This window comes from Streptomyces sp. KPB2 (genome assembly GCF_003950055.1).
Lineage (GTDB): Bacteria > Actinomycetota > Actinomycetes > Streptomycetales > Streptomycetaceae > Streptomyces > Streptomyces salinarius.
In genome coordinates, this window is sequence record NZ_CP034353.1 from 3,375,762 (window position 1) to 3,400,319 (window position 24,558).

Genomic DNA, 24,558 nt, shown 5'->3' on the forward strand with positions numbered 1-24,558 from the left:
CTCGCTCACGCCTCCTTGAAGGGGAAGCCGAGGTGACGGAGGAGCGCACGGCCCTCAGCGTCGTTGGTCGCCGTGGTCACCACGGTGATGTCCATACCCCGGGTGCGGTCGATCTTGTCCTGGTCGATCTCGTGGAACATGACCTGCTCGGTGAGACCGAAGGTGTAGTTGCCACGGCCGTCGAACTGCTTGGGGGACAGGCCGCGGAAGTCGCGGATGCGCGGCAGCGCGAGCGACAGGGTGCGGTCCAGGAACTCCCACATGCGGTCGCCACGGAGCGTGACGTGGGCACCGATCGGCTGACCCTCACGCAGCTTGAACTGCGCGATGGACTTGCGGGCCTTGGTGACGGCCGGCTTCTGACCGGTGATGGTGGTCAGGTCGCGGATCGCGCCCTCGATCAGCTTCGAGTCACGGGCGGCGTCGCCGACACCCATGTTGACCACGATCTTCACGAGGCCGGGGATCTGCATGACGTTCTCGTAGGAGAACTCCTCACGCAGCTTGCCCGCGATCTCCTCGCGGTACTTCGTCTTCAGACGCGGAGTGGTGGTGGTAGCCATCAGATGTCCTCACCCGTCCGCTTGGCAACGCGGATCTTGTTGCCCTCGTCGTCGAAGCGGTAACCGACGCGCGTGACGACCTTGTTGCCGTCCTTCTCCACGACCAGCTGGACGTTGGAGACGTGGATCGGGGCCTCGGTGGTCACGATGCCGCCGGCCTGCGAACCGCGAGCGGTCGGACCGGCCTTGGTGTGCTTCTTGACCCGGTTGACACCCTCGACCAGGACGCGGTCCTCGCGGGGGAAGGCCGCGATGACCTTGCCCTGCTTGCCCTTGTCCTTACCGGTGATGACCTGGACCAGGTCGCCCTTCTTGATCTTCATGCTCACAGCACCTCCGGCGCGAGGGAGATGATCTTCATGAACTTCTTCTCGCGCAGCTCACGGCCGACCGGGCCGAAGATACGGGTGCCACGAGGGTCGCCGTCGTTCTTCAGAATGACGGCGGCGTTCTCGTCGAAGCGGATGTACGAGCCGTCCGGACGGCGGCGCTCCTTGACGGTGCGAACGATGACCGCCTTGACGACGTCACCCTTCTTCACGTTGCCACCGGGGATCGCGTCCTTGACGGTGGCGACGATGACGTCACCGATACCCGCGTAGCGGCGACCGGAGCCACCGAGCACACGGATGGTGAGGATTTCCTTCGCACCCGTGTTGTCGGCGACGCGCAGTCGCGACTCCTGCTGGATCACGTCTATCTCCTGAATGTCTGCCGGTTCCCCGGGAGCCGATCACCTGGGTGAGCGGCTCCCGGAGCCTGGCGGAACTGTCCTGTGGGGAATGCCCCGCAGGAGATCTTTTACTTGGCCTTCTCGAGGATCTCGACGACGCGCCAGCGCTTCGTCGCGGACAGCGGCCGGGTCTCCATGAGGAGGACGCGGTCGCCGACACCCGCGGCGTTCTGCTCGTCGTGCGCCTTCAGCTTCTCCGTACGGCGGATGACCTTGCCGTACAGCGCGTGCTTGACGCGGTCCTCGACGGCGACGACGACGGTCTTGTCCATCTTGTCGCTGACGACCAGACCCTCACGGGTCTTGCGGAAGCCGCGGGCGGCCTTCGTCTCTTCAGTCACGTTGCTCTCGCTCATCAGGCGTTCTCCACCGTCTCGATGCCGAGCTCACGCTCACGCATGAGGGTGTAGATCCGGGCGATGTCCTTGCGGACCGCCTTGAGACGGCCATGGTTCTCGAGCTGACCCGTGGCCGCCTGGAAGCGGAGGTTGAACAGCTCTTCCTTGGCCTCGCGGAGCTTCGCCAGAAGCTCCTCGTTGCCCAGCTCGCGCAGCTCGGACGCCTTGGTACCGGCCGACATCACGCTTCACCTGCCTCGCGCTTGACGATCCGGCACTTCATCGGCAGCTTGTGGGCCGCACGGGTCAGCGCCTCACGGGCGATCTTCTCGTTGGGGTAGGACAGCTCGAACATGACCCGACCCGGGTGCACGTTCGCGATCCACCACTCCGGAGAACCCTTACCGGAACCCATGCGGGTCTCGGCCGGCTTCTTCGTGAGCGGGCGGTCCGGGTAGATGTTGATCCAGACCTTGCCGCCACGCTTGATGTGGCGGGTCATCGCGATACGGGCCGCCTCGATCTGGCGGTTGGTCACGTACGCCGGCGTGAGGGCCTGGATGCCGTACTCGCCGAACGCAACCTGCGTACCGCCCTTGGCCATACCACGGCGCTTCGGGTGGTGCTGCTTGCGGTGCTTGACCCTACGGGGGATCAGCATGACGGTCAGGCCTCCGTTCCGGTGCTCTCAGCCGGAGCGGCAGCGGCGGGCGCGTCGGCCTTGGGGGCCTCGGCGGCCGGAGCCTGCTGCTGCTGCGGCTTGCGCCCACGACGCTCGCCACCGCGGCCACCGCGGGCCGGGCGGTCGCTGCCGCCACGGGCCGGACGGTTGCCGGCGCGGGCGGCGGCGTTCTCGGCGCGGACCTCGGCGATGTTCTTGACGTCGCCCTTGTAGATCCAGACCTTCACACCGATGCGGCCGAAGGTCGTCTTGGCCTCGAAGAAGCCGTAGTCCACGTTCGCGCGGAGCGTGTGCAGGGGCACACGGCCCTCGCGGTAGAACTCCGAGCGGGACATCTCGGCGCCACCGAGGCGGCCACCGCACTGGATCTTGATGCCCTTGGCGCCGGCCTTCATCGTGCCCTGCATGCTCTTGCGCATGGCGCGACGGAAGGAGACGCGGGAGGAGAGCTGCTCGGCGACGGCCTGGGCGACCAGCTGGGCATCGGTCTCGGGGCTCTTGACCTCGAGGATGTTCAGCTGGACCTGCTTGCCGGTGAGCTTCTCGAGCTGACCGCGGATCTTGTCGGCCTCCGCACCGCGGCGGCCGATGACGATGCCCGGACGAGCCGTGTGGATGTCCACGCGGACGCGGTCACGGGTGCGCTCGATCTCGACCTTGGAGATGCCGGCGCGCTCCATGCCGGACGTCAGCATCCGACGGATGGCGACGTCTTCCTTGACGTAGTCCTTGTACAGCTTGTCGGCGTACCAACGCGACTTGAAGTCGGTCGTGACACCGAGCCGGAACCCGTGCGGGTTTACCTTCTGGCCCATTACCGGGTTCCTTCCTTGCTGCTGACGACCACGGTGATGTGGCTGGTCCGCTTGCGGATCCGGTAGGCGCGGCCCTGGGCGCGCGGACGGAACCGCTTCAGGGTCGGGCCCTCGTCGACGTACGCCTCGGAAATGAAGAGGCTGTCGGCGTCGGTGTGGTCGTAGTTGTGCGCGGCGTTGGCGATGGCGCTGTCCAGCACCTTGCCGACCGGCACGCTCGCGGCCTGCGGGGCGAAACGCAGGACCGCCTGAGCCTCCGTGGCATCCATGCCACGGATGAGGTCCACCACGCGGCGGGCCTTCATGGGCGTGACGCGGATGTACCGCGCCTGGGCCCTGGCTTCCATGGTTGTCCCTTCAGTGTTTGTCATGGTCATTCCACCCCGCTGTTAGCGGCGCTTCGACTTCCGGTCGTCCTTGACGTGACCCCGGAAGGTGCGCGTCGGCGAGAACTCGCCGAGCTTGTGGCCGACCATGGACTCGGTGACAAACACCGGGATGTGGGTCTTGCCGTTGTGCACCGCGATCGTGTGGCCGAGCATCGCCGGGACGATCATCGAGCGACGGGACCAGGTCTTGATGACGTTCTTGGTACCGGCTTCGTTCTGCGTGTCCACCTTCTTGATCAGGTGGTCGTCGACGAAGGGTCCCTTCTTCAAGCTACGAGGCATCTCAACCCGTCCTTAGCGCTTCTTGTTCGTCTTGCGGCGGCGGACGATGTACTTGTTCGACGCCTTCTTGGGCGAACGAGTACGGCCTTCCTTCTTGCCCCACGGGGACACGGGGTGACGACCACCGGAGGTCCGGCCCTCACCACCACCGTGCGGGTGGTCCACCGGGTTCATGACCACACCACGGACGGTCGGGCGAACGCCCAGCCACCGCTTGCGGCCCGCCTTGCCCCAGTTGATGTTGCTCTGCTCGGCGTTGCCGACCTCGCCGACCGTGGCGCGGCAGCGCTGGTCGACCAGGCGGATCTCTCCGGACGGCATGCGCAGGTGGGCCATCGAGCCCTCCTTCGCGAGCAGCTGCACGGAGGCACCGGCGGAGCGGGCGAACTTGGCGCCGCCACCGGGACGGAGCTCGATCGCGTGGATCGTGGTACCGACCGGGATGTTGCGGAGCGCCAGGTTGTTGCCCGGCTTGATGTCGGCCCCGGGACCGTTCTCGACGCGGTCGCCCTGCTGCAGGTTGCGCGGGGCGAGGATGTAGCGCTTCTCGCCGTCGGCGTAGTGCAGCAGCGCGATGCGCGCGGTGCGGTTGGGGTCGTACTCGATGTGCGCGACCTTCGCCGGCACGCCGTCCTTGTCGTGCCGACGGAAGTCGATGACGCGGTAGGCGCGCTTGTGTCCGCCACCCTGGTGGCGAACGGTCACACGACCGGCGTTGTTACGGCCGCCCTTGCTGTGCAGCGGGCGGACCAGCGACTTCTCCGGCGTGGACCGCGTGACCTCGACGAAGTCGGCGACGGAGGAGCCACGGCGGCCCGGCGTCGTCGGCTTGTACTTGCGGATTCCCATTTCTCAGTCCTCGTCCGATTCCGGACGATCCGGACCTCCGTCAGGAGGTCGGACCGCCGAAGATGTCGATACGGTCGCCCTCGGCGAGGGTCACGATCGCGCGCTTGCTGTCGGCACGCTTGCCGAAGCCCGTGCGGGTCCGCTTCCGCTTGCCCTGGCGGTTGATCGTGTTGACCCCGGTGACCTTGACCGAGAAGACCGCCTGGACGGCCTCCTTGATCTGGGTCTTGTTGGAGCCCGGCGCGACGATGAACGTGTACTTGTTCTCGTCGAGGAGCGCGTAGCTCTTCTCGGACACGACCGGCTTCAGCAGCACGTCACGGGGGTCCGTGAACGCCTTGCTGGCCGGGGTGACGACGGTGTTCTTGCCCTCGGCCTCGTGGCGGCGCGCCTTGGCGACGCGCGCGGCCTTGGCGGCCTTGGCCGCCTTGGAGGCGATGCTCGGGTGACGCGTAGCCATCAGGCCTCGCTCCCTTCGGTGTCAGCAGCCTTGGGGCCGGACACGAAGGACTCGAAGGCGGCCTGGGTGAAGACCACGTCGTCCGAGACGAGAACGTCGTACGTGTTCAGCTGGCCCGGCTCCAGGATGTGGATCTGGGGCAGGTTGCGGGCGGACAGCCACGCGGCCTCGTCGCTGCGGTCGGCGACCAGGAGCAGGTTCTTGCGCTCCGAGATCTTGCCGAACAGCGTCCGGGCGGCCTTCGTGGACGGGGTCTCGCCCTCGATGACGCCGGAGACGACGTGGATGCGGTTGTGGCGGGCCCGGTCGGTGAGGGCGTGGCGCAGGGCCGCGGCCTTCATCTTCTTCGGGGTCCGCTGCGAGTAGTCACGCGGCACGGGACCGTGGACGACGCCACCGCCGGCGAACTGCGGCGCACGGGTCGAACCCTGACGGGCGCGGCCGGTGCCCTTCTGGCGGTACGGCTTCTTGCCGCCACCACGGACCTCGCCGCGGGTCTTGGTCTTGTGCGTGCCCTGACGGGCAGCGGCCAGCTGCGCGACGACGACCTGGTGGATCAGCGGAATGCTGACCTTCTCCACGCCGAAGATGCCCTCGGGCAGCTCGACGCTTCCGGTCTTCTCGCCGGCCGGCGAAAGGATGTCAACAGTGCTCATCGGTTACCTCAGGCCCCCTTGGCCGCGGTGCGGACCAGGACGAGGCCGCCGTTCGGACCGGGAACCGCGCCCTTGATGAGCAGCAGACCCTTCTCCGCGTCAACGGCGTGGACGGTCAGGTTCTGGGTGGTGACCCGCTCGTTGCCCATGCGGCCGGCCATGCGGAGGCCCTTGAACACGCGGCCCGGGGTGGCGCAGCCACCGATGGAACCGGGCGAGCGGTGCTTGCGCTGGGTGCCGTGTCCGGCGCCGAGGCCCTTGAAGTTGTGACGCTTCATGACACCGGCGAAGCCCTTGCCCTTGCTCTTGCCGGTCACGTCGACCTTGATGCCGGCCTCGAAGACCTCGGCGGTGACTTCCTGACCGAGGGTGTACTCGGCGGCGTCGGCCGTACGGATCTCGACGAGGTGGCGGCGGGGGGTGACGTCGGCCTTGGCGAAGTGGCCCTTGAGGGGCTTGTTCACCTTGCGCGGGTCGATCTCGCCGAACGCGATCTGGACGGACTCGTAGCCGTCGACGTCGTTCGTGCGGACCTGGGTGACGACGTTGGGGCCGGCCTTGACGACGGTGACCGGAACAACGCGGTTGTTCTCGTCCCACACCTGCGTCATGCCGAGCTTCTCGCCCAGGATGCCCTTGATCTGCTTCGTCATCTTCAGATCACCGGCCTCAGAGCTTGATCTCGATGTCGACACCGGCCGGGAGGTCGAGTCGCATCAGAGAGTCAACGGTCTTGGGGGTCGGGTCGAGGATGTCGATCAGGCGCTTGTGCGTGCGCATCTCGAAGTGCTCGCGCGAGTCCTTGTACTTGTGCGGCGACTTGATGACGCAGTACACGTTCTTCTCAGTGGGCAGCGGCACCGGGCCCGCGACCGACGCACCAGTGCGGGTCACCGTCTCGACGATCTTCTTCGCCGAGGAGTCGATGACCTCGTGGTCGTAGGCCTTGAGCCGGATGCGGATCTTCTGTCCCGCCATGGCTACTCAGTAGTCCTGTCTCTCGTAACGCTCTGGACCCGGTGGTCCTTGTCCATTCCGCTCCCCCTCCGACCCACGCGGTCGGGCGTGTCGCGCTCCCGCTGACATGGATGTCCCTTTTCGGGACTTCCCTGCAATGGGAGTGCGGGCCCTTCCGGAACCGCGGACCGGGGGCGAGAGGCCCACCGGGTGCCTGGCCGGAACCCCGCTGACGCTTCCCGGAAGATTCCCGTACGTCCGCCCCTGAACAGGGACGACGAGTACTGTGGGACTCGCTTCCGGTCCCCCCGGCGGGAGGCGCGCAGCATCGGCACTCGACCGAGCAACCCCGCTAGTCTGCCATACGGGGCGCGGGGCTGGCCAATCGAAGCGGATGACTGTACCCCACGTCACCGAGGGGGTGTACCGACGCGCCTCAGAGCGCCCCAGTACGGAGGAACTCCTCCACGTCCTGAACGGTCGTCCGCCACTCGGAGATCGCCTGCCCGTCTTCGTCGACCGTGGACCGCGGCTCCACGAAGCGCCAGGGCTCGTCGGGAGCGAACTCCTCCGCCAGTTCGTTCAGGAAGATGATCGAGTTCTGCACGTAGATGACGCTTCCGGATCTGTACAGGGGCCAGCAGAAGAGAAAGTTACTGTTCGCCGGGTCTGTGATCGACGTGACGAGGCACGATGTCGTGTCCGGCCCACCTTCGACGAGTAGCCCCAGGCATCGCCGCCAGCTCGCTTCATACTGGACGACGCTCCAGTGGCTCAGGCTCATGGGGAAACGCTCCTCGAACTCCCCCACTCTGATGCAACCCAAGGCTTCGCCGGCGCCTTCGCTCCGGCTCGGGGGCGGGGTGGCCAGCACCCTGACGGCGAAGTTCTCACTTCTTGATGTAGTTGAGGTCCGCGTCTCGCCCGCCATGCCCTTCACCAGACGCAACGCCTCCGAGACGTCGTCGGCGAAGTCGTGCAGCGTCTTGGCGAGCGTGCGCACCCGCTGTGGATCCCCCGGCGTCGGGTCCTTGTCCAGGTCCAGGACATGCCAGTCACTCGGCCTGTGGCCCACCATCCCCGCAACCCCCGTCAACTCACGCGCCGCATCATCAACGCCTGTACGCACACGTGAACTTACAAGGCGCAGAAGTTCGAAGAAAGACGGCTCCGCCGGCCAGGGCGCCAAGTGCGTTGCCGACTGCGCCGAGTTGTCAGTGGCCTACGCCACTCTGCCGACCCCTCCGGTGAGGCGCTCCACGGCCTGGTCCGGAGTGGGGGCCAGCAGCCAGACCGAGTCCATGCCCTCGTAGACCGCGCCGTCCTCGGCCATGAGCAGGTGCCGGTTCCTGCGGTCGCGCATGCCGATGGGGTAGAGAGTGACGCCCGCCTGTTCACTGAGGTCTTCGATGATCTCGGCGTCCCAGAAGGCCAGCAGCGGGTCCAGAGAAAATTCCGGACAGGGCATCGACGTCCGTGGGCTCCGGTAGGGCACTGTCACGGCACCGAACTCGGCCAGGAAACGCCTGGCGGATTCGGGCATCTCGAACTGGCCGATCTCCAGCAGAATGCCCTCCCACGTGTCGGTGGGGACCGACCGATCCGGAAACCAGCCGCCCGCCCTCAGCAACCGTTCCGTTTCCCCGGACCACCGCGGCTTCGCGTCCGGACCGGCCTCCGGGCCGGTGACCGCGGTGTCGAGCCGCTGCCAGAACGCGTGATCGGACCGAGGCTCGGCAGGGACCCAGAGGTGGGACCGGTGCCTGTGGGCATCCACGAGGCGGTCCAGGGCCCTGTCGGTGGTCGAGGCCAGCAACTTCACTCGGTCCCTCACGAGGTGGAGCGCGCCGGCCTCGCTCATGCCCAACAAGCCGACGCCCTCGTCGCTGGCACCCACGGGGTACAAGCGCGCTCCCGCGTCCCTGCCCGCCTCCGCCAGACGCTCGTGCTGCCACTCCGCCACGAGGGGATCGAACCGGATGGCCGCCGACGTGGTGATCGAGTCGGCGGGCCAGCCGTACGTCACCAGGCCGCCGAATTCGGAGAGGAAGCGGCGTGCGGCGTCATAGGCGACGAAGGAGCCGCGGTCATGGAGGATCGACTCCCAGGTGGCCGTGGGGACCGAGCGGCCCGGGCGCCAGCCCGCTCGGCGGAGCACTTGCTCCGTGCGTGACATCCACCGCCGTCTCATCCGTTCAGCGTCCAGAAGCGCGAGTCCCGGGCCGGGGCCGGATGGATCGGCAGGCGGGAGAAGTCGATGTGGGCGTCGGCGTCCGGGTCGCCGGTCGGGGGGAGCAGGTGGTCGCCACGGCCGTAGTAGGCGGACAGGGCCCAGAACTCCGGTGCCTCGTGGCACATGAGGTCCGGGTACGGGGCGATCTCCAGGTCCGCGTACTGGCGGTTGATCCTCGCCACCGCCTCGGGGCGGGAGATGCCGCAGCGGTCCACGAGGACGTTCGCCATCTCGCGGAAGTACTCCAGCATGCCCTCGTCCAGGTCGAGGACGAACTCCGCGGTCACCGCTCCCCCGCCCCCCTCAGCCCACGAACCGGAACGTGGACGTGATCGCGTCGAAGATGTCGAAGAAGGAGTCCGCGAGGTCGAGGACCTGGCTGCTGCCCGACACCAGGGCGACCTTGCCCTCCTGGCCGGGGACCGGGATGTACGTCTGCATGAGGACCGCGCGGACCGTGCGGTTCAGGGCGTCGTCCGGGACCGGGATGTCCTCGACGCCCTGGGTGCGGGCGGCGGGGCCGACGCCGGGGATGTCGACCGTGGTGACCTTGCGCCAGGAGTCGCCGGGCTTCCTGGCTTCCTTGGCCGCCAACTGGCCGGCGATGGCGGCCGGGTCGGTGGGGAGGGGGTCGCCGGAGGACGTGCGGCCGCCGACCAGGGAGACGGTGACCGAGCCGGTGATCGGGGTGTCGCCGCCGAAGCTCTCGGCCATGCAACCGCAGTACAGCGCACCCGACTTCCACGCGTCGGACGCCGCCTTCTGGAGGAAGGTGACGTACGCGGACCGGGAGGGCTTCAGTTCCGGGTGCCGGCGTATTCGGTCGTCGACCATGCGGCGGATCGAGTCGTCCCGGGACTCCGGGCGTACGTCGAACTCCCACCAGGAGTCCGGGACCTTGATACGGAAACCGCCCCGTTCGACGGTCAGTGCCTCCGTGTAACGGGCCATGTCGTGCCCGGCCTCCCCGCGCGTCGCTCGATCGGCTGAAGCGTCATCGTCCCACTGATCGGCGGCCCGGGGGCTGGTGGTGTCCGGTACGGGGGGCGCGGCGGGCGCCGCGTGCTCTCCCGGTACAGAAAGTCACTCACCTGCTTGGGGGAAAATCTGTAGTGGCTGATGTAGACATGCGGCTGCGGCTGTGGTTAGTCTTCTGTCGTAGCCAAGAAAGTCCGTAGGGCGCGGCAGAGACGAACTGCCCGCATGCGAACAGAGAAGAAGAAGGAGGAGGACGCCATCAGGATCGCCCGGCGAGCACGTTCTCACCGGGTACCGCAGACCCCGGAACGGAAGGTGGTCTCACGGTCACGCATCCGCGATCCCGCAACAGAAGGCCGGCCGTGCAGTAGGCCGGCGGATGGTGTTACAAATCCCTCGGGGCCTTGGTGCCGTACGGCACCAAGGCCCCTCGACGCGTTCCACAAACAGAGGTGCAGATGACCGCAGACACACCGCTCGACCCGATCGACGACGACGACTACCCCGCGTACACCATGGGGCGGGCGGCCGAGATGCTGGGCACCACGCCGGCCTTCCTGCGCGCCCTGGGCGAGGCCCGGCTGATCACGCCCCTGCGCTCGGAGGGGGGACATCGCCGCTACTCCCGCTACCAGCTGCGCATCGCCGCTCGCGCCCGCGAGATGGTCGACCAGGGAACGTCCATCGACGCGGCCTGTCGCATCATCATCCTGGAAGACCAGCTCGAAGAGGCTCAGCGCATCAACGAGGAGCTGCGCCGCGGTGGCGCCGGGGCATCCCGGGGCGAGCCGGGAAGTACCGCCCGCCCTGCCCGGTAGTGCCACCGGCCGGCCGTTTCGAGCGGACGGGCCTGCGGATAAAATCCGTACTCATGTCGAAGCCCGATGAGCTGCTCCTTGACATTGCTGCCCGTGTGGAGTCCGCGCAGAGCAGTCGCATGTCCTTGACCGTGGTCACCCACGGCGCCGTCATCACCGGTCGTCTGGCCCCCGAGTCCGTGTGGCGCCAGAGGGTGTCGGAGGTACTGACCGGCTCCACTGACCTGGGCGCCTTCTCCGCCGTGTTCGACGCTCCGGCGGAGACGGCGGCGGCGCCCACGCACCTGCACTTCCACGTCGCCCGGATCCTCCAGGGCACGATGGGCATCCCGGAGACCGGCGGGATGTACCGCGTGGCGATCGAGGACGTCAGCGCCTGGACCGTGGGCGACTTCAGCTACTCCGACCACTGAGGCATTGCCGCAGCTGATGGGCGAGTCGCTCAGCGCTTCGCCACCGTCAGCAGGATTGCCGAGTCCTCCAGGGCATCCAGGCTGTGGCGGGCCGGGGGGATCAGGATGAGGTCGCCCGTGCGGCCCTCCCAGGAATCGTCGCCGCTGGTGAGGCGGACGCGGCCGCGCAGGACCTGGACGGTCGCCTCGCCGGGGTTCTCGTGTTCGGCGAGGGTGGTGCCGGCGGTCAGGGCGAGGAGGGTCTGGCGCAGGACCAGCTCGTGGCCGCCGTGGACCGTGGTGGCGCTGCGGCCGCTGGAGGAGGCCGCGGCCTGTTCGAGGTGTTCGCGGGCGAGGGCGTCGAGGGAGAGTTTCCGCATGGGCGCCAGTGTCGTCGGGTGCCCCGGACGGCCACCAGGGCCATACGGGGCACACCGCCGCCCGTGTTCTCGCGGACGCGTCCGTCAGATGACGCCCTGCGCCAGCATCGCGTCGGCCACCCGCTCGAAGCCCGCGATGTTCGCGCCGGTGACGTAGTCGCCCGGGGCGTCGTAGCGCTCGGCGGTTTCGTGGCAGGTGGTGTGGATGTTGGCCATGATCGTCGCCAGCTCCTCCTCCACGCGCTGGGCCGTCCACGCCGTACGGGCGTGGTTCTGCGCCATCTCCAGGGCGCTGACCGCGACGCCGCCCGCGTTGGCCGCCTTGCCGGGGCCGAAGGCGACACCGGCCTTCTGGAGGAGGTGGACGGCCTCGGGGGTCGTCGGCATGTTCGCGCCCTCGGAGACCGCCTTCACGCCGTTGCGGATCAGCGTCTCGGCGTCGGCCTCGGTCAGCTCGTTCTGCGTGGCCGACGGGAGGGCCAGGTCGGCCGGGACGTCCCAGACGCTGCCGCCGGCGACGAAGTGGGCCGAGGCGCCCCGGCGCTCGGCGTACGCGTCGACGCGGCCCCGCTCGACCTCCTTGATCTGCTTGAGCAGGTCGAGGTCGATGCCCTTCTCGTCGACGACGTAGCCGGAGGAGTCCGAGCAGGTGATCGCGTTGGCACCGAGGGCGGTCAGCTTCTCGATGGTGTAGATCGCGACGTTGCCGGAGCCCGAGACGACCGCGGTCTGGCCCTCCAGGTCCTCCCCGCGCTCGCGCAGCATCGCCGCCGCGAAGAGCACGTTGCCGTAGCCCGTCGCCTCCGGGCGGATCAGCGAGCCGCCCCAGCCCTGGCCCTTGCCGGTGAGGACGCCGGCCTCCCAGCGGTTGGTGATCCGGCGGTACTGGCCGAAGAGGTAGCCGATCTCGCGGCCGCCGACGCCGATGTCACCGGCGGGGACGTCGGTGTGCTCGCCGATGTGGCGGTACAGCTCCGTCATGAACGACTGGCAGAACCGCATGACCTCGGCGTCGCTGCGCCCGTGCGGGTCGAAGTCGCTGCCGCCCTTGCCGCCGCCGATGCCGAGGCCGGTCAGCGCGTTCTTGAAGATCTGCTCGAAGCCCAGGAACTTGATGACGCCCAGGTTGACGGAGGGGTGGAAGCGCAGACCGCCCTTGTAGGGGCCGAGCGCGCTGTTGAACTCGACGCGGAAGCCGCGGTTGACGTGGACGCGCCCCTGGTCGTCCTGCCACGGCACCCGGAAGATCACCTGGCGCTCCGGCTCCACCAGCCGCTCGATCAGGCCCGGCTCGGCGTACTCGGGGCGGGCCGCGACGACCGGGGCCAGGGTCTCCAGCACCTCGTGGGCGGCCTGGTGGAACTCGGGCTGGGCCGGATTGCGGTGCTCGATCTCGGTGAGCAGGTGGGTGAGGGTGCTCTGCGTCTCGCTTCGCGTCGTCACGTGGGCCCTTTCTGGCACGGCTGGACACCGGAGACCGGGCAGGGAGCACGGGGGCACGGCCACGGGACACACGTCCACGTGATGCGCCGGCGCACACGCGTGGTGCACGGTGGCACGCCTGTCCGGTCGGGTCCGGTGGTGGGCGCTCGGCGCCGTTGCCGCGCGCGGGACACTTAAGTGTTACGCGCATGTAAACATCCACGCCAGCACCCGGAGCAGAGTGCGATCACTATGTGAGACGCAGTTTTCGCATTTCGGGTGATAGTGAGCACGGAGCGCCACGAGCGCCACCCCTCGGAGGGATCGTGTCAGTCTCCCCCGCCGTTGAGCATCTCGGCGGTCAGCACGTTGCCGGCGACGCCCCAGCCGCCGTCGGGCACCTCGTCGACGAGGACCACGGTCGTGGGACGGGCCCGTTCGCCGTAGATCTCGGCGTAGAGGTCGGTGGTGCGCTCGATGATCTTCTTCTTGTCCTCGGCCGTGAGCGTGTCCGCGGGGACCTTGAAGTGTGCGAAGGGCATCTCAGATCATTCCTCCGTTGGCGCGCAGGATCTGGCCGTTCACCCAGTGACCGGCGGGGCTGGACAGGAAGGCGACCACCTCGGCGATGTCCTCCGGGGTGCCCAGCCGCTCCAGGGGCGGGGTCTTCGCGAGCCGGTCGATCTGTTCCTCGGTCTTGCCGGTGAGGAACAGGTCCGTGGCCGTCGGGCCGGGGGCGACCGTGTTCACGGTGACGTCCCGTCCGCGCAGCTCGCGCGCCAGGATCATCGTCATCGTCTCCACGGCGCCCTTGCTCGCCGCGTACGCGCCGTAGGTCGGGAACTGCGTGCCGACGACGGACGTCGAGAAGCCCACGAAGGAGCCCCCAGCCCGCAGGCGCCGGGCCGCCTCCCTCGCGACGACGAAGGTGCCGCGGATGTTGGTGCGGTGCATGGCGTCCAGCGCCGCCAGGTCCAGGTCGGCGATGGTCGACAGGGACATCCGGCCGGCCGAGTTCACCACCACGTCGACGCCGCCGTACTCCTGTTCCGCCCGGTCGAACAGCGCGGCGATCTCCTTCTCCTCCGCCACGTCGGCCTGTACGGCGACGGCGCGTCCGCCGGCCTCGGCGATCGCCGTCACCGTCTCGTCGGCGGACGCGGTGTCCCGGGCGTAGTTCACGACAACGGCCAGGCCGTCCTCGGCGAGCTTCTGCGACACGGCACGGCCGATGCCGCGCGACCCGCCGGTGACGATCGCCACGCGGGTGACCGCCGCCGTGTCTTGGTTGGTGTTCGTGGTCATGCGTCCACGATGCGCCCGGCCCGCCCGCGCAGCCAGGGGATGCCATCCCCTGGGTCACCGGCCCGGCCCGGCGCAGAATGGACGGCATGAGCGCTGTGAAGTACGCCGAGCTGGGAGCTTTCCTGCGGTCGCGGCGGGAGCGGATCCGCCCGGCCGACGTCGGACTTCCGTCGGGGCCGCGCCGCCGGGTGCCGGGGCTGCGCCGCGAGGAGGTCGCGCACCTCGCCGGGGCGTCGGTGGACTACTACAACGAGCTGGAGCGGGGCGCCGGGTCCCAGCCGTCCGAGCAGATGCTGGCCGCGCTGGCGCGTGCGCTGCGGCTGTCCGGCGACGAGCGGGACTACCTGTACCGGATCGCCGACCGGCCGGTGCCCGTGCAGGGCGGGGCCGCGTCGCACGTCCACCCCGGCATGCTGGACCTGCTGGGGCGGCTGGACTCGACCCCGGCGCAGGTGATCACCGACCTGCACGTCACCCTCGTACAGAATCCGCTGGCGGTGGCGCTGCTCGGGGACCAGTCCGGTTTCCGGGGGCCCAGGGCCAGCCTCGTCCACCGGTGGTTCACCGAACCCGACGCGCGGCGCCTGTACCCGGAGGACGACCACGAGGAGAAGTCCCGCTCCTTCGTCGCCGATCTGCGGGCCGCCGCCGGGCGCCGGGACGCGGACGACGCGGAGGTCGGCTCGATGATCCGCACGCTGCTCCGCGTCTCCCCCGAGTTCGCCGCGCTGTGGGCCGACCACGACGTGGCCTTCCGACGGCGGGAGGACCGCAAGCGCCTCGTCCATCCCACGCTGGGCCTGATCGAGGTCAACTGCCTCCACCTCTTCAGCGAGGACGGGCGCCAGCGGCTCCTCTGGTTCACCCCGGCCGTCGGGACCGACAGCGCGGGGCTGCTGGAGCTGCTGTCGGTGGTCGGCACGCAGGAGGTCGTCGAACCGACGGTCAGCGCCGCGACGCGTACGGCAGGAACGTCGCCCAGGCAGCGGGGGTGAGCGTCAGGCGGGGGCCGTCGGCGGTCTTGGAGTCACGGACGTGGATCGCGGTGGGGGTCAACGCCAGTTCTACGCAGGAGTTGCCGTCATTGCCGCCGCTGTAGCTGCTCTTAAACCAGACCAGTTCGGCCTCGCGGATCATGTCTCTCCCAGCAGTTGCTCGATGTACGCCAGCGACTCCCCTGGTGAGAGCGCCTGAGCCCGGATCGTGCCATACCGCAACTCAAGGATGCGCAGGTGTCTGGGCTCGGTGACCGGCCGGTTGTTGAAGGCTCCGTCGGAGCGCCCCACCGCCGTGCCGTCCGGGAACTTCAGCAACTCGATCCTCCCGTCCAGGCCGGAGTGGGTATCACAACCCGTCCGCATCACCTGAAGCACGACGTTGTGCAACCGCCCCAGCTCCAACAGGCGTTCGAGCTGCTCACGCCAGACCATTGTGCCGCCAATGGGGCGTCGCAGAGGGCCCTCTTCCAGGACGAAACTCAGCGCTGGAGCCGGCTCGCGCTCGAATACCGTCTGCCTGGCCAGTCGCGCGGCCACCATGCGTTCCACGTCGTCCGGCGAGTACGGCGGTTGAGCCGCCCCGATCACAGCACGCGCGTGGTCCCGTGTCTGCAACAGGCCGGGGACGATGTGGCACTCGTACAGCGCGATCTCGACAGCCTTCGCCTCCAACTTCCCCAGCTCCCGAACCTTCTTCGGGTACCGGACCTTCTTCACGTCCTCCCAGGCCGCCGAGATGAGCCCATCGGCGCCTAGCACCTCGTCGGCCCTGTCCAGATACTCCTGCCGGGGAATCCGCTTGCCGCCCTCGACCTTGTAGACCAGGTCCTCGCCGTACCCGACCGCCACGCCGAAGTCGCCGGCCCGCATGCCCGCCGCCTCGCGGCGGAGCTTCAACTGCCGTCCCACCGTGGTGATGACCGCGACGCCCCACTCGTCGTCGGGGTCGACCTCCCACCCCGACTCGTCCGTCTCGACCGTCATCCCCTGTCCCTTCCCCGACAGCTCCGACACCACTGGACAAGCGCCGGACAGTCACCGTACGTACCCGCTGAGTCACTTCTCACGGTACGCACACATCGCGACGCTGAGTGACGTGAACCAGAAATCCATCACCGAACTCAGCGCATCCGTCCGCAACTTCAGCGTGCAGTTGTCCCCCACGCCACGCGGAGCCCGGCTGGCCCGTCTGCTCGCCACGGAGCAGCTGCGTTCCTGGGGACTGCCCCTGGACCCGGCCCGCCTCCTCGTCGCCGAGCTGGCCAACAACGCGGCGGACCACGGGCGCGTCCCCGGCCGCGATTTCCGGCTCACGCTCTACGTCGTCGGCGACATCCTCCGCGTCGAGGTCACCGACACCAGGGGCCAGGAACTCCCCGCCACGCAAGAGCCGTCCCCCGACGCGGAATCCGGCCGCGGCCTGCTCCTCGTGGAGGCGTTGGCGCACCGCTGGGGAGTGACCGAGGGCCGGTTCCCGCGCAAGACGGTCTGGGCGGAACTGCGCTGTACGCCACCGGAACCCACGTTCTGAGGTTCCGGTGCCGTCGGCGCCCTACCAAGACAAGAAACCGGGGGAAATGACCCCAACCAAGCCCCACCCCTCCCGCCCGAGGCGCGTCGTCACTCGGGTGGGTGAACATCACTGGTTGAGCTGGATTTCCGGGTCCCCAACTCCCCTACTCTCAGCGCAAACAACCGAAAAGACATCGGCCCCCGCTGGGACTGGCATCCCGGTGCGAGGGCCTACCACCCAGGAAGCAAAGCAAAGGACCTTCCCGATGGATGTCCAAAACCCTAGCGCGCCCCCGCGCGCCCAGTCAGCCCCCGCCGACAATCCGACCCGTACGCGTCGCCACGGCGGCGGCATCTCCCACGACAACACCCGCCACACCACCCGCTTCGTGGTGATCGGCAACCACCTGGTCCAGCACAAGGAGCTGTCGCTGCTCGCGATCGGCCTGAGCTGCCACCTCCAGTCGCTGCCCACCGGCGCGGGCGCCGACATCAAGTCGCTCGCCGCCCGCTTTCCGGAGGGCCCGACCCGTATCGCCGCCGCCCTGCGCGAGCTGGAGGCCCACGGCTACCTGCGCCGCGAGCGCCACCGCACGGAGACCGGCCGGATCGTCACCCGCACCGTCTCCTGCAACCAGCCCCGTCACCGGCGAGAAGCAGCCGACACGGGCTGCCCGCCCGCGAAGCGCACGCCTCCGCCGCCACGCCGTGCGGGACCCAAGGCGCTCCCCGCTGTACCGCGGCCGAGCAGCACCGCCCCAGCCCTCCTTCAGACGGCCCTCGACCTCCTGGCCGACCTGCGACGACGCGACGCCCGGCTGCTGCTCTCCGCGACGGACACGGCTCACCTGGTCCCAGGGGTCGCGGCCTGGCTGGAGCGGGACGTCGCCCCCGGCGCCGTACGGGACGCCCTGACCGCCGGCCTCCCTGACGAGCCCCTGCGCCGCCCGGCCGCCCTCCTGGCTCACCGCCTCGCCGACCGGCTGCCACCACCGCCGCCGTTCCGCACGCCGTCGGCCGCCGTACCGCCGCCGCGCCACCCACTCCAGAACTGCGAGGGCTGCGACCGCGGCTTCCGGGCGCCCGCCCCCGAGAGCCGCTGCCGCGACTGCCGCACGACCACAGGCGACGCACCACCCGGGACGCCCCCTGGGCATGTCCCTTCACCCGCTCGTTGACCAGGAGAAACACGCCTCGATGTTCGCGTCCCGATTCCCCAGCACTCCCGGGAGGACTTCATGAGCACTCAGGCCGACCACGGACACGAGCTGGTCCCCCGCCCCGAACAGACGCCGGACGCGCTGCGCGCCGCCCTCGCCGTCGTCGCGCCCGGACGTCTGCCGGAGATGCAGCAGACCAAGGAAGAAGCGTTCGCCAAGGCTTTGGAATGGCAGTCCCTCAGCCCGGTACGCAGCTGGGCCCTGGCGTGGGCCCGTGACATCGAGATCGCCCGTCGACCCGACCTCGCGGCCCGCCACACCCGGGCCAAGGACAACCTGGAACACGAGGACGCGGACGTGGCCCGTGAAGCCCTGCGAGAGCTGAGCGCGGTCCTGGACGAGGCGATGAAGGCAGTACACGCTTGAGCTGGGCCTGGGAGTACGCCTTCGGCGCGGAGGAAGCCGCCCGCACCGCCCCGCCCGTCTTTCTCACCGCTGTGGAACGCAAGGCCGCCGAGCTGGTCAGAGCAGCGGAAGCCCAGTACCTGCACGGCCGTGCGTACAGCGAAGGCGATCCGAGGGGCGGCGACATCGCGGTCCCCGGCGGGATGTTCACCTACCTAGGCTTCTGAGCCGGTGCACGCCCAGGTACGGAACGTGGCGTCCCTTGTCCCCCACTACGGCCCCAGCCGTACCGCCGGTCAGGCGGCAGCGAGGTCTGTGTCGGAGTGGTCCCGGCCGGTGCCGCTACCCCGGACTTCCGGTCCCCCAACGTGAGCGGCCTCATGCGCGGTTTCGTCTACTGAACGGCTTCCGTTCCCGCCCTCAAGCCACCGTGGAAACGCAGAACGGATGCCCGGCCGGGTCCAGCAGGACCCGCCAGCGGTCCGGTGACGGCTGGAAGTCGGGCTTCGTCGCGCCCAGGGCCAGCAGGCGGGCCTCGCCTTCGTCCAGGTCGTCGGCGGCGATGTCGATGTGGGCCTGCTTCTCCTGGTCGGTGCCGGGCCAGGTCGGCGGGCGGTAGTCGGGGAGGCGGTGGAAGCCGAGGCCGGCGGCGCCGTCCTTGCCGCCGAGGAAGTAGAAGTCGTCCGTGTGGAAGGCGACGGTGAGACCGAGGGCCTCGCCCCAGAAGCGGGCCATCTCGGCGGGGTCGGAGCAGTCGAAGGTGACGGCCGAGTAGCGGAAGGCCGGGGCGGAAGGGGCGGGGGTGTTCTCCGTTGTCGTCATGGAAGGAACCGTAGGACGTGACCAGGACAGGTTCGGTCCTGGTCATTCGCCATTCGGTGGCAGACTTCACCACCGTGCTCAGTACTTCCGCCCGGCTGCTGCGACTGGTCTCCCTGCTCGCCGTCCGTCCCGCCTGGACCTGTGGTGAGCTCGCAGAGCGGATGGAGGTCACGGACCGGACCGTGCGGCGGGACGTGGCGCGGCTGCGGGAGCTGGGGTACGCCGTCGACTCCGACCCCGGTCCGTGGGGCGGTTACCGGCTGCGGCCGGGGACGCGGACACCGCCGTTGATCCTGGACGACGAGGAGGCCCTCGCCGTGGCCGTCGGGCTGCGGGAGGCCGCGCTGAGCGGGGCGCTCGGCGGGGACCAGGCCGCGCTGTCGGCGCTGCTGAAGCTGCGGCAGGTGCTGCCCCGGCGGGTCGCGGAGCGGCTCGGGGACATGGACGACGCGTTCGTGCAGACGCCGAGGGCGGCCGGGGAACCGCAGGTCGCGGCCGGGACGCTGCTGGAGCTGGCGGCCGCGTGCCGGCGGGGCGAGCGGGCGCGGATGGCGTACCGGGACTGGGAGGGGCGGGCCAGTGTGCGGGACGTCGACCCGTACCGGCTCGTGCACACCGGGCGGCGCTGGTACTTCGTGGCGCGGGATGTCGCGCGGGGCGAGTGGCGGACCTTCCGGGCCGACCGGGTCGAGCGGCTGCAACCGACCGGGCGGTCCGTCGAGTTCACCGAACCGCTGCCCGATCCGGCGCTCCTCGTGTCCCGCGCGAGCGCGACCGGGCCGTACGCGGTGCTGGCCACCGTCCGGCTGCCGGTGCCCATGGAGCAGGCGCTGCGGCTGATTCCCGCCACGGTCGGGCTGCACCGGGCCGACGGTCCGGACGCCACCGTCGTCGAGGTCGGCGGATCCAGTGCGGAGGGGCTGGCCGGGTATCTGGCGAGTCTCGGCACGCCGTTGCGCGTCCTGGCACCCGACGCCGTACGGGAGACCCTGCTGCGCCGGACGCGGGAGCTGCTCGCGGCGCACGAGGACGCAAGTACTTGAAGTTTCCTCCACAGGTCCGTACCAACCCCTTGCCCCCGCCCTCCCCGCGTCGCAAGCTCCCCTCATGGAGCTGGAGTTGCGGCATCTCAAGACGGTCCGTGCCATCGCCGACGCCGGCAGTCTCACCAGGGCGGCGACGGCTCTCGGGCTCGCGCAGCCCGCGTTGAGCGCACAGCTCAAGCGGATCGAACGGGCCCTGGGCGGCGCGCTGTTCGTCCGGGGCCGGCACGGCGTACGGGCCACCGCGCTGGGCGAACTGGTGCTGGAGCGGAGCCGGATCGTGCTCCCGGCGGTGACCGAGCTGCAGCAGGAGGCGGCCCGGTTCGCCCGGGCGCCGCGTACGACGGAGCGGCTGCGGATCGGCGGCACCCACGGGCCCTTACTGGGCGCCCTCCTCGACCGGCTGGCCGGTGTGGCGCCCGACGCCCGGATGACGACCTGCACCTCCTGGTCCGAGCGTGAGCTGGCCGGTCAGCTGGAGGAGGGGCGGTTGGACTTCGCCCTGGCCGGGACCTGCGGCACCGCGTCGCCGCCCGGCGGCGAGGGGCTGGTGTGGCGGGAGGTCGCCGTGGACCCGGTGTTCGTCATGATGCCGGACGGTCACCCGCTCGCCGACCGCGCCGAGGTGGACCTGACCGACCTGGCGGACGAGGAGTGGGCCTGCGTACCCGGCGACGGCTGTTTCGGCGACTGCTTCACCGCGTCCTGCGCCCGCGCCGGTTTCACCCCGCGCCGCATGTACGAGACGGACACCGCCTCCGTCGTCCACCTGGTGCAGGTGGGGCGGGCGGTCGGGCTGTGCCGGGCGACCTTTCCGACCACGCCCCGGACCGTGACCCGTCCGCTCACCGGCACCCCGCTGACCTGGCGGCACCTGCTGGGCTGGCACGCGGCGACGCAGCGGCAGGACACCGCGACCGCCGTACTCGCCCAGGCGCGCATGGCGCACGCGAGCGTGGCGGCGAACAGCGACAGCTACACGGAGTGGATGTCGGCACACCGGGTTCCGTGAGGCGGCGTGCGCCGGCGTTCCATAACGCCGGGGGGAGGGACGACTGAGCTCTTATGGCGGCCGGGCGTCCCTCCCTACGGTTTCGGCACCTCCCCACCGAGACCGAGGAGATCCCCCATGCACCACCGACTCCGACACCGCAGAGCCATGGGTGCCGCCGTAGCCGCGACCGCGGCCCTGCTCGTGGCCGGGCTCAGCGGCTCCGCGAGCGCCGGGACGGCACCCGCCGACGCGGCCCCCACCGCGGCCGAGACGCTGCGCACCGACGCCGCGCCGCCCGCTCTGCTCAAGGCCATGCAGCGGGACCTCGGCCTCGACCGCCGGCAGGCCGAGCGCCGCCTGGCCAACGAGGCCGACGCCGGCGCCACGGCGGGCCGGCTGCGGGCCGCGCTCGGCGCGGACTTCGCGGGCGCCTGGGTGCGCGGTGCCGAGTCCGCCACGCTGACCGTGGCGACGACCGACGCGGCCGACGTCGCGGCGATCGAGGCGCGCGGTGCCGAGGCGAAGGTCGTACGCCACTCGCTCGCCGACCTGGACGCGGCCAAGGCCCGCATGGACAAGGCGGCGGCCGGTCTGAACACCGCCGACGCGCCCGTCTGGTACGTCGACACGCGCACCAACGCCGTGGTCGTCGAGGCGATACGACCGGCCGCGGCCCACAAGCTGCTCGTGGCGGCCGGTGTCGACGACTCCCTCTCCCGCGTCGAGAAGCGCACCGAGCGGCCGCGCACCTTCTACGACCTGCGCGGCGGCGAGGCGTACTACATCAACAACAGCAGTCGCTGCTCGATCGGCTTCCCGGTCACCAAGGGCACCCAGCAGGGCTTCGCCACCGCGGGCCACTGCGGCCGGGCGGGAGCCAGCACGACGGGCGCCAACCGGGTGGCCCAGGGCACCTTCCAGGGCTCGATCTTCCCCGGCCGCGACATGGCGTGGGTGGCCACCAACTCCAGCTGGACGGCGACCCCGTACGTGCTCGGCGCCGGTGGGCAGAACGTCCAGGTCACCGGTTCCACGGTGTCCCCGGTCGGCGCGTCCGTCTGCCGGTCCGGCTCCACGACCGGCTGGCACTGCGGCACCGTGGCGCAGCTCAACACCAGCGTCACCTACCAGGAAGGCACCATCTCCCCGGTCACCAGGACCACGGTGTGCGCCGAGCCCGGTGACTCCGGCGGCTCCTTCATCTCGGGCAGCCAGGCGCAGGGCGTCACCTCGGGCGGCTCCGGCGACTGCCGGAGTGGCGGTGAGACCTTCTTCCAGCCGATCAACGCGCTGCTGCAGAACTACGGGCTCACGCTCAAGACGACCGGCGGCGGTGACGACGGTGGCGGTGACGACGGCGGCGAGGAGCCCGGCGGCACCTGGGCGGCCGGCACCGTCTACCAGGCGGGCGACACCGTGACGTACGGCGGCGCCACCTACCGCTGCCTTCAGGGCCACCAGGCCTACGCGGGCTGGGAGCCGCCCAACGTTCCCGCGCTGTGGCAGCGAGTGTGACACCCCACTGACCCCCACAGGGGACAACGGGGGACGGGTCCGGGCGTGCGTGAGGGAGAGCGCCCGGGCCCGGTCACGTCGTCGTACGGGCCGGCCCGGGTCAGGTGCGGGTGACCGTGCCGCACTCCTCGCCCTGCGTGTCCCTCAACTCCCCGCTGCGGTCGTACGGGTCGACCGAGGGCCCGGTCGCCCGCTCCCGGTCCTCGGGGAAGACGGGGTGCAGGTAGCCGTCGTACACCGCGCAGGCGGTGTTGAACGTGTTGACCTTGTACTCGTGGATCGCGAGCTTGCCCTCCGTGGCGTACCAGCGGTCGGGGTCCAGCAGCAGCGTCGTGATCTCCCGGCGCACGATGGTGCGCTCGACGTGGTCGCCGCCCTCGGCCCTCACCAGCGGGTACACGAAGGTGTAGTCGGCGTGCACCTTGATCTCGCCCGGCTTGCCCCCGGCCAGCGACATGCGGCCGCGCACCTTGACCACGTCGCCCGCGAGCCGCACCTCGTCCGGGTCGAACCGGCTGAACAGGCCGACAGGGTCGTGTTCGCGCGACGGCTCGCGCAGCCCCCGCCGCTGGTCCGGCAGCAGGTCCTTCTGCGCCTCGGGGTCGAGCAGGTCCAGCGCCTCGTCGGGCCGTCCACCCGCGATCACGTCCGGATCGAGGTTCGCGGCGACCAGGAACTCCTTGGTGCGCCGCAGGGCCAGCTCCGCGTCGGCCTTGCTCATCCCGGCCACCGCCTTGGCCTCCGGCAGCTCGATGGCGTCGGCTCCCTCGGCCCAGCGCAGGGCGGGCGAGCCGCGGAACGGTGCGTCGCGCGTGGCCTGTTCCGACCCGCCGGTGTCCCCGGGGGCACCGCTCGGCCGCGCCGTCTCGGCGGGCAGCGGCGCCGGCGACGCGGCGGCCCCCGCCTCGCCGCCGGGGAAGTGGTCCGTGACCAGGGAGGGCCGCAGAGCGATCACCGCGACCGCCGCCAGCGCCACCACGCCGACGACCGCGCCCCAGCGGCGCCGGGGCTTCGGGGCGGGTTGCGGGCCGCGCCAGGGCGTGGGCTCCTCCTGCTCGCGCAGCCGGGCCGCCACCATCCGCGCCCGCGCCGACGGCTCCTTGGGCGCGGGGGCCCCACCGCCTTCGGCGGCCTCCCGCAGGAACGATTCCAACTCCTCGTCGGATATGGAGGATGGCTCGTGGGACGGGCCGTCAGGACGTTCGGGGAGCGGGACATCAGCCATGTACTGCCTCACATCGGAACACGTACCGGCGCCGATCGGGTCGGCCTCCGTGGTCAGCTTTCGACGAACCCCAGCCACTGCTCATAAGTACGGGCCTGTTCCACCGACGGGCCGACGAGCGCGTTCCATTCCACGCCCTGGTCGAGGAGCCCCGCATCACTCATCTGCCGCTCGAATTCCTGCTCGCCCAGGTTCGGGACATCTGGACTTGAAGAGTCGTCCTCCAGATAGCCGGCAATGGAGTAGCCGGACAGCAGGACTTCGAAAGTGTGGTCGAGGCTGTCGGCGGGACTCGTCCATGTGCGAAGCGCGTAGTCTCCCAGGGCCGCGATGTCCATGGCCCAGGCCCCCCAGCCCGGGAGTTCCTCGAACGGTTCGCCGTCGGGGCCGAGGAACGCACGCAGACGTCGGTCGAGGTCGGCCGGATCCGTTTCTGTGACCTGCTCCGCAGCCCGTGCCATGGAGTAGGACCGGATATCTCCGACCAATGTGGCCACTTCGGGAAACTCCCCGGAAATCCATTCACCGTCGACGAGTCCGGCGATCCGCACCAGACACAGTGTCGCCAGTTTCCCCCGAGCCGGAGCGGAAAGATGCGCGACTGCCGCCCCGGCACGATCACGATCAAACAT

The 24,558-nt window shown here is 69.9% G+C and carries 37 protein-coding genes; 10 read left to right on the forward strand and 27 right to left on the reverse strand.

Annotation, left to right across the window (positions count from 1 at the left end):
• Positions 1-5 precede the first annotated feature (5 nt).
• From rplE to D1J63_RS14800, 18 genes are all read right to left on the reverse strand, one after another.
• Entirely contained in the window at positions 6-563 is a 558-nt protein-coding gene (gene rplE / locus D1J63_RS14715) for a 50S ribosomal protein L5 (protein ID WP_003974255.1), read from the reverse strand.
• The gene (gene rplX / locus D1J63_RS14720) at positions 563-886 is read right to left on the reverse strand and encodes a 50S ribosomal protein L24 (RefSeq protein ID WP_003992365.1); all 324 of its coding nucleotides are present in this window, start codon (positions 884-886) and stop codon (positions 563-565) included. The genes rplE and rplX overlap by 1 nt, the downstream gene beginning before the upstream one ends.
• Before the next feature lie 2 nt (positions 887-888).
• Positions 889-1,257: a 50S ribosomal protein L14 gene (gene rplN, locus D1J63_RS14725; protein WP_003974257.1), complete on the reverse strand. Its 369-nt coding sequence runs from the start codon at positions 1,255-1,257 to the stop codon at positions 889-891.
• Positions 1,258-1,364: 107 nt separating this feature from the next.
• On the reverse strand, positions 1,365-1,652 hold the full coding sequence (gene rpsQ, locus D1J63_RS14730) for a 30S ribosomal protein S17 (RefSeq protein WP_019329634.1): 288 nt from the start codon (positions 1,650-1,652) through the stop codon (positions 1,365-1,367).
• Positions 1,652-1,876: a 50S ribosomal protein L29 gene (rpmC, locus tag D1J63_RS14735; protein WP_007494763.1), complete on the reverse strand. Its 225-nt coding sequence runs from the start codon at positions 1,874-1,876 to the stop codon at positions 1,652-1,654. The genes rpsQ and rpmC overlap by 1 nt, the downstream gene beginning before the upstream one ends.
• Positions 1,876-2,295, reverse strand: a complete 420-nt coding sequence (gene rplP, locus D1J63_RS14740) for a 50S ribosomal protein L16 (RefSeq protein WP_003974260.1) — start codon at positions 2,293-2,295, stop codon at positions 1,876-1,878. Before rplP ends, rpmC begins: the two co-directional genes overlap by 1 nt.
• A 5-nt stretch (positions 2,296-2,300) precedes the next feature.
• The gene (gene rpsC, locus D1J63_RS14745; protein ID WP_061443024.1) at positions 2,301-3,131 is read right to left on the reverse strand and encodes a 30S ribosomal protein S3; all 831 of its coding nucleotides are present in this window, start codon (positions 3,129-3,131) and stop codon (positions 2,301-2,303) included.
• Entirely contained in the window at positions 3,131-3,478 is a 348-nt protein-coding gene (rplV, locus tag D1J63_RS14750; protein ID WP_003974262.1) for a 50S ribosomal protein L22, read from the reverse strand. Before rplV ends, rpsC begins: the two co-directional genes overlap by 1 nt.
• Positions 3,479-3,520: 42 nt before the next feature.
• Positions 3,521-3,802, reverse strand: coding sequence for a 30S ribosomal protein S19 (rpsS, locus tag D1J63_RS14755; RefSeq protein WP_003974263.1), 282 nt, complete (start codon positions 3,800-3,802; stop codon positions 3,521-3,523).
• A 12-nt stretch (positions 3,803-3,814) separates the two neighbouring features.
• A complete protein-coding gene (gene rplB / locus D1J63_RS14760) occupies positions 3,815-4,651 on the reverse strand; it encodes a 50S ribosomal protein L2 (RefSeq protein WP_030400225.1) in 837 nt (278 codons plus the stop codon).
• A gap of 40 nt (positions 4,652-4,691) precedes the next feature.
• Positions 4,692-5,111, reverse strand: a complete 420-nt coding sequence (gene rplW, locus D1J63_RS14765) for a 50S ribosomal protein L23 (RefSeq protein WP_007443985.1) — start codon at positions 5,109-5,111, stop codon at positions 4,692-4,694.
• Positions 5,111-5,767, reverse strand: a complete 657-nt coding sequence (gene rplD, locus D1J63_RS14770) for a 50S ribosomal protein L4 (RefSeq protein WP_125629220.1) — start codon at positions 5,765-5,767, stop codon at positions 5,111-5,113. The genes rplW and rplD overlap by 1 nt, the downstream gene beginning before the upstream one ends.
• A gap of 8 nt (positions 5,768-5,775) precedes the next feature.
• Positions 5,776-6,420, reverse strand: a complete 645-nt coding sequence (gene rplC / locus D1J63_RS14775; protein ID WP_102929061.1) for a 50S ribosomal protein L3 — start codon at positions 6,418-6,420, stop codon at positions 5,776-5,778.
• Positions 6,421-6,436: 16 nt separating this feature from the next.
• Entirely contained in the window at positions 6,437-6,745 is a 309-nt protein-coding gene (rpsJ, locus tag D1J63_RS14780; protein ID WP_003948644.1) for a 30S ribosomal protein S10, read from the reverse strand.
• A 415-nt stretch (positions 6,746-7,160) separates the two neighbouring features.
• Positions 7,161-7,853, reverse strand: coding sequence for a hypothetical protein (locus tag D1J63_RS37160; protein ID WP_241235566.1), 693 nt, complete (start codon positions 7,851-7,853; stop codon positions 7,161-7,163).
• A gap of 93 nt (positions 7,854-7,946) precedes the next feature.
• Entirely contained in the window at positions 7,947-8,915 is a 969-nt protein-coding gene (locus D1J63_RS14790; protein WP_125629221.1) for an SUKH-3 domain-containing protein, read from the reverse strand.
• Positions 8,912-9,244, reverse strand: a complete 333-nt coding sequence (locus D1J63_RS14795) for a hypothetical protein (RefSeq protein ID WP_125629222.1) — start codon at positions 9,242-9,244, stop codon at positions 8,912-8,914. Before D1J63_RS14795 ends, D1J63_RS14790 begins: the two co-directional genes overlap by 4 nt.
• A 16-nt stretch (positions 9,245-9,260) precedes the next feature.
• Entirely contained in the window at positions 9,261-9,908 is a 648-nt protein-coding gene (locus D1J63_RS14800; RefSeq protein WP_125629223.1) for a hypothetical protein, read from the reverse strand.
• 485 nt (positions 9,909-10,393) lie between these two features.
• Here D1J63_RS14800 and D1J63_RS14805 point away from each other — a divergent pair, with 485 nt between their 5' ends.
• The gene (locus D1J63_RS14805; RefSeq protein ID WP_125629224.1) at positions 10,394-10,753 is read left to right on the forward strand and encodes a MerR family transcriptional regulator; all 360 of its coding nucleotides are present in this window, start codon (positions 10,394-10,396) and stop codon (positions 10,751-10,753) included.
• 53 nt (positions 10,754-10,806) lie between these two features.
• Positions 10,807-11,166, forward strand: a complete 360-nt coding sequence (locus tag D1J63_RS14810; RefSeq protein ID WP_125629225.1) for a hypothetical protein — start codon at positions 10,807-10,809, stop codon at positions 11,164-11,166.
• Positions 11,167-11,195: 29 nt separating this feature from the next.
• On the opposite strand, the gene D1J63_RS14815 is transcribed toward D1J63_RS14810, so the two are convergent.
• From D1J63_RS14815 to D1J63_RS14830, 4 genes are all read right to left on the reverse strand, one after another.
• Positions 11,196-11,525, reverse strand: coding sequence for a cupin domain-containing protein (locus D1J63_RS14815; protein WP_125629226.1), 330 nt, complete (start codon positions 11,523-11,525; stop codon positions 11,196-11,198).
• An 84-nt stretch (positions 11,526-11,609) separates the two neighbouring features.
• Positions 11,610-12,968: an NADP-specific glutamate dehydrogenase gene (gdhA, locus tag D1J63_RS14820; protein ID WP_125629227.1), complete on the reverse strand. Its 1,359-nt coding sequence runs from the start codon at positions 12,966-12,968 to the stop codon at positions 11,610-11,612.
• Between the two features lie 308 nt (positions 12,969-13,276).
• Positions 13,277-13,489, reverse strand: coding sequence for a 4-oxalocrotonate tautomerase family protein (locus tag D1J63_RS14825; RefSeq protein WP_061443035.1), 213 nt, complete (start codon positions 13,487-13,489; stop codon positions 13,277-13,279).
• Position 13,490: 1 nt separating this feature from the next.
• Positions 13,491-14,252 carry an SDR family oxidoreductase gene (locus D1J63_RS14830; protein ID WP_125629228.1) on the reverse strand — a complete coding sequence of 254 codons (762 nt, stop codon included), beginning with the start codon at positions 14,250-14,252 and terminating at the stop codon, positions 13,491-13,493.
• Positions 14,253-14,347: 95 nt separating this feature from the next.
• Here D1J63_RS14830 and D1J63_RS14835 point away from each other — a divergent pair, with 95 nt between their 5' ends.
• On the forward strand, positions 14,348-15,247 hold the full coding sequence (locus D1J63_RS14835; RefSeq protein ID WP_102929051.1) for a helix-turn-helix transcriptional regulator: 900 nt from the start codon (positions 14,348-14,350) through the stop codon (positions 15,245-15,247).
• Here D1J63_RS14835 and D1J63_RS14840 read toward each other — a convergent pair.
• Together D1J63_RS14840 and D1J63_RS14845 are read right to left on the reverse strand one after the other, a co-directional pair.
• Positions 15,198-15,389 (reverse strand): DUF397 domain-containing protein, encoded by a 192-nt coding sequence (locus D1J63_RS14840; protein WP_125629229.1) that lies wholly within the window; start codon positions 15,387-15,389, stop codon positions 15,198-15,200. The two genes, D1J63_RS14835 and D1J63_RS14840, sit on opposite strands and share 50 nt — an antisense overlap.
• On the reverse strand, positions 15,386-16,234 hold the full coding sequence (locus tag D1J63_RS14845) for a helix-turn-helix transcriptional regulator (protein ID WP_125629230.1): 849 nt from the start codon (positions 16,232-16,234) through the stop codon (positions 15,386-15,388). The genes D1J63_RS14840 and D1J63_RS14845 overlap by 4 nt, the downstream gene beginning before the upstream one ends.
• Before the next feature lie 112 nt (positions 16,235-16,346).
• Between D1J63_RS14845 and D1J63_RS14850 the strand changes: the two genes are divergently transcribed.
• The 4 genes from D1J63_RS14850 (at position 16,347) to D1J63_RS14865 (ending at position 18,554) form a co-directional block, all read left to right on the forward strand.
• Positions 16,347-16,781, forward strand: a complete 435-nt coding sequence (locus tag D1J63_RS14850; protein WP_125629231.1) for an ATP-binding protein — start codon at positions 16,347-16,349, stop codon at positions 16,779-16,781.
• 247 nt (positions 16,782-17,028) lie between these two features.
• Positions 17,029-17,940: a helix-turn-helix domain-containing protein gene (locus D1J63_RS14855; protein WP_125629232.1), complete on the forward strand. Its 912-nt coding sequence runs from the start codon at positions 17,029-17,031 to the stop codon at positions 17,938-17,940.
• 60 nt (positions 17,941-18,000) lie between these two features.
• Complete coding sequence (locus D1J63_RS14860) at positions 18,001-18,348, forward strand: hypothetical protein (protein WP_061446934.1); 348 nt, start codon at positions 18,001-18,003, stop codon at positions 18,346-18,348.
• Positions 18,345-18,554, forward strand: coding sequence for a hypothetical protein (locus D1J63_RS14865; RefSeq protein ID WP_125629233.1), 210 nt, complete (start codon positions 18,345-18,347; stop codon positions 18,552-18,554). Before D1J63_RS14860 ends, D1J63_RS14865 begins: the two co-directional genes overlap by 4 nt.
• A gap of 193 nt (positions 18,555-18,747) precedes the next feature.
• Here the strand turns inward: D1J63_RS14865 and D1J63_RS14870 are convergent, their stop codons facing one another.
• Complete coding sequence (locus D1J63_RS14870) at positions 18,748-19,149, reverse strand: VOC family protein (protein WP_125629234.1); 402 nt, start codon at positions 19,147-19,149, stop codon at positions 18,748-18,750.
• A 74-nt stretch (positions 19,150-19,223) separates the two neighbouring features.
• Here D1J63_RS14870 and D1J63_RS14875 point away from each other — a divergent pair, with 74 nt between their 5' ends.
• The 3 genes from D1J63_RS14875 (at position 19,224) to D1J63_RS14885 (ending at position 22,701) form a co-directional block, all read left to right on the forward strand.
• Positions 19,224-20,192, forward strand: a complete 969-nt coding sequence (locus D1J63_RS14875) for a YafY family protein (protein ID WP_241235568.1) — start codon at positions 19,224-19,226, stop codon at positions 20,190-20,192.
• Positions 20,193-20,256: 64 nt separating this feature from the next.
• On the forward strand, positions 20,257-21,204 hold the full coding sequence (locus D1J63_RS14880; protein WP_102929047.1) for a LysR family transcriptional regulator: 948 nt from the start codon (positions 20,257-20,259) through the stop codon (positions 21,202-21,204).
• A gap of 117 nt (positions 21,205-21,321) precedes the next feature.
• Positions 21,322-22,701 (forward strand): carbohydrate-binding protein, encoded by a 1,380-nt coding sequence (locus D1J63_RS14885; RefSeq protein WP_125629235.1) that lies wholly within the window; start codon positions 21,322-21,324, stop codon positions 22,699-22,701.
• A gap of 100 nt (positions 22,702-22,801) precedes the next feature.
• Here the strand turns inward: D1J63_RS14885 and D1J63_RS14890 are convergent, their stop codons facing one another.
• Together D1J63_RS14890 and D1J63_RS14895 are read right to left on the reverse strand one after the other, a co-directional pair.
• Positions 22,802-23,926 carry a hypothetical protein gene (locus D1J63_RS14890; protein ID WP_125629236.1) on the reverse strand — a complete coding sequence of 375 codons (1,125 nt, stop codon included), beginning with the start codon at positions 23,924-23,926 and terminating at the stop codon, positions 22,802-22,804.
• A 53-nt stretch (positions 23,927-23,979) separates the two neighbouring features.
• Complete coding sequence (locus tag D1J63_RS14895) at positions 23,980-24,558, reverse strand: hypothetical protein (protein ID WP_125629237.1); 579 nt, start codon at positions 24,556-24,558, stop codon at positions 23,980-23,982.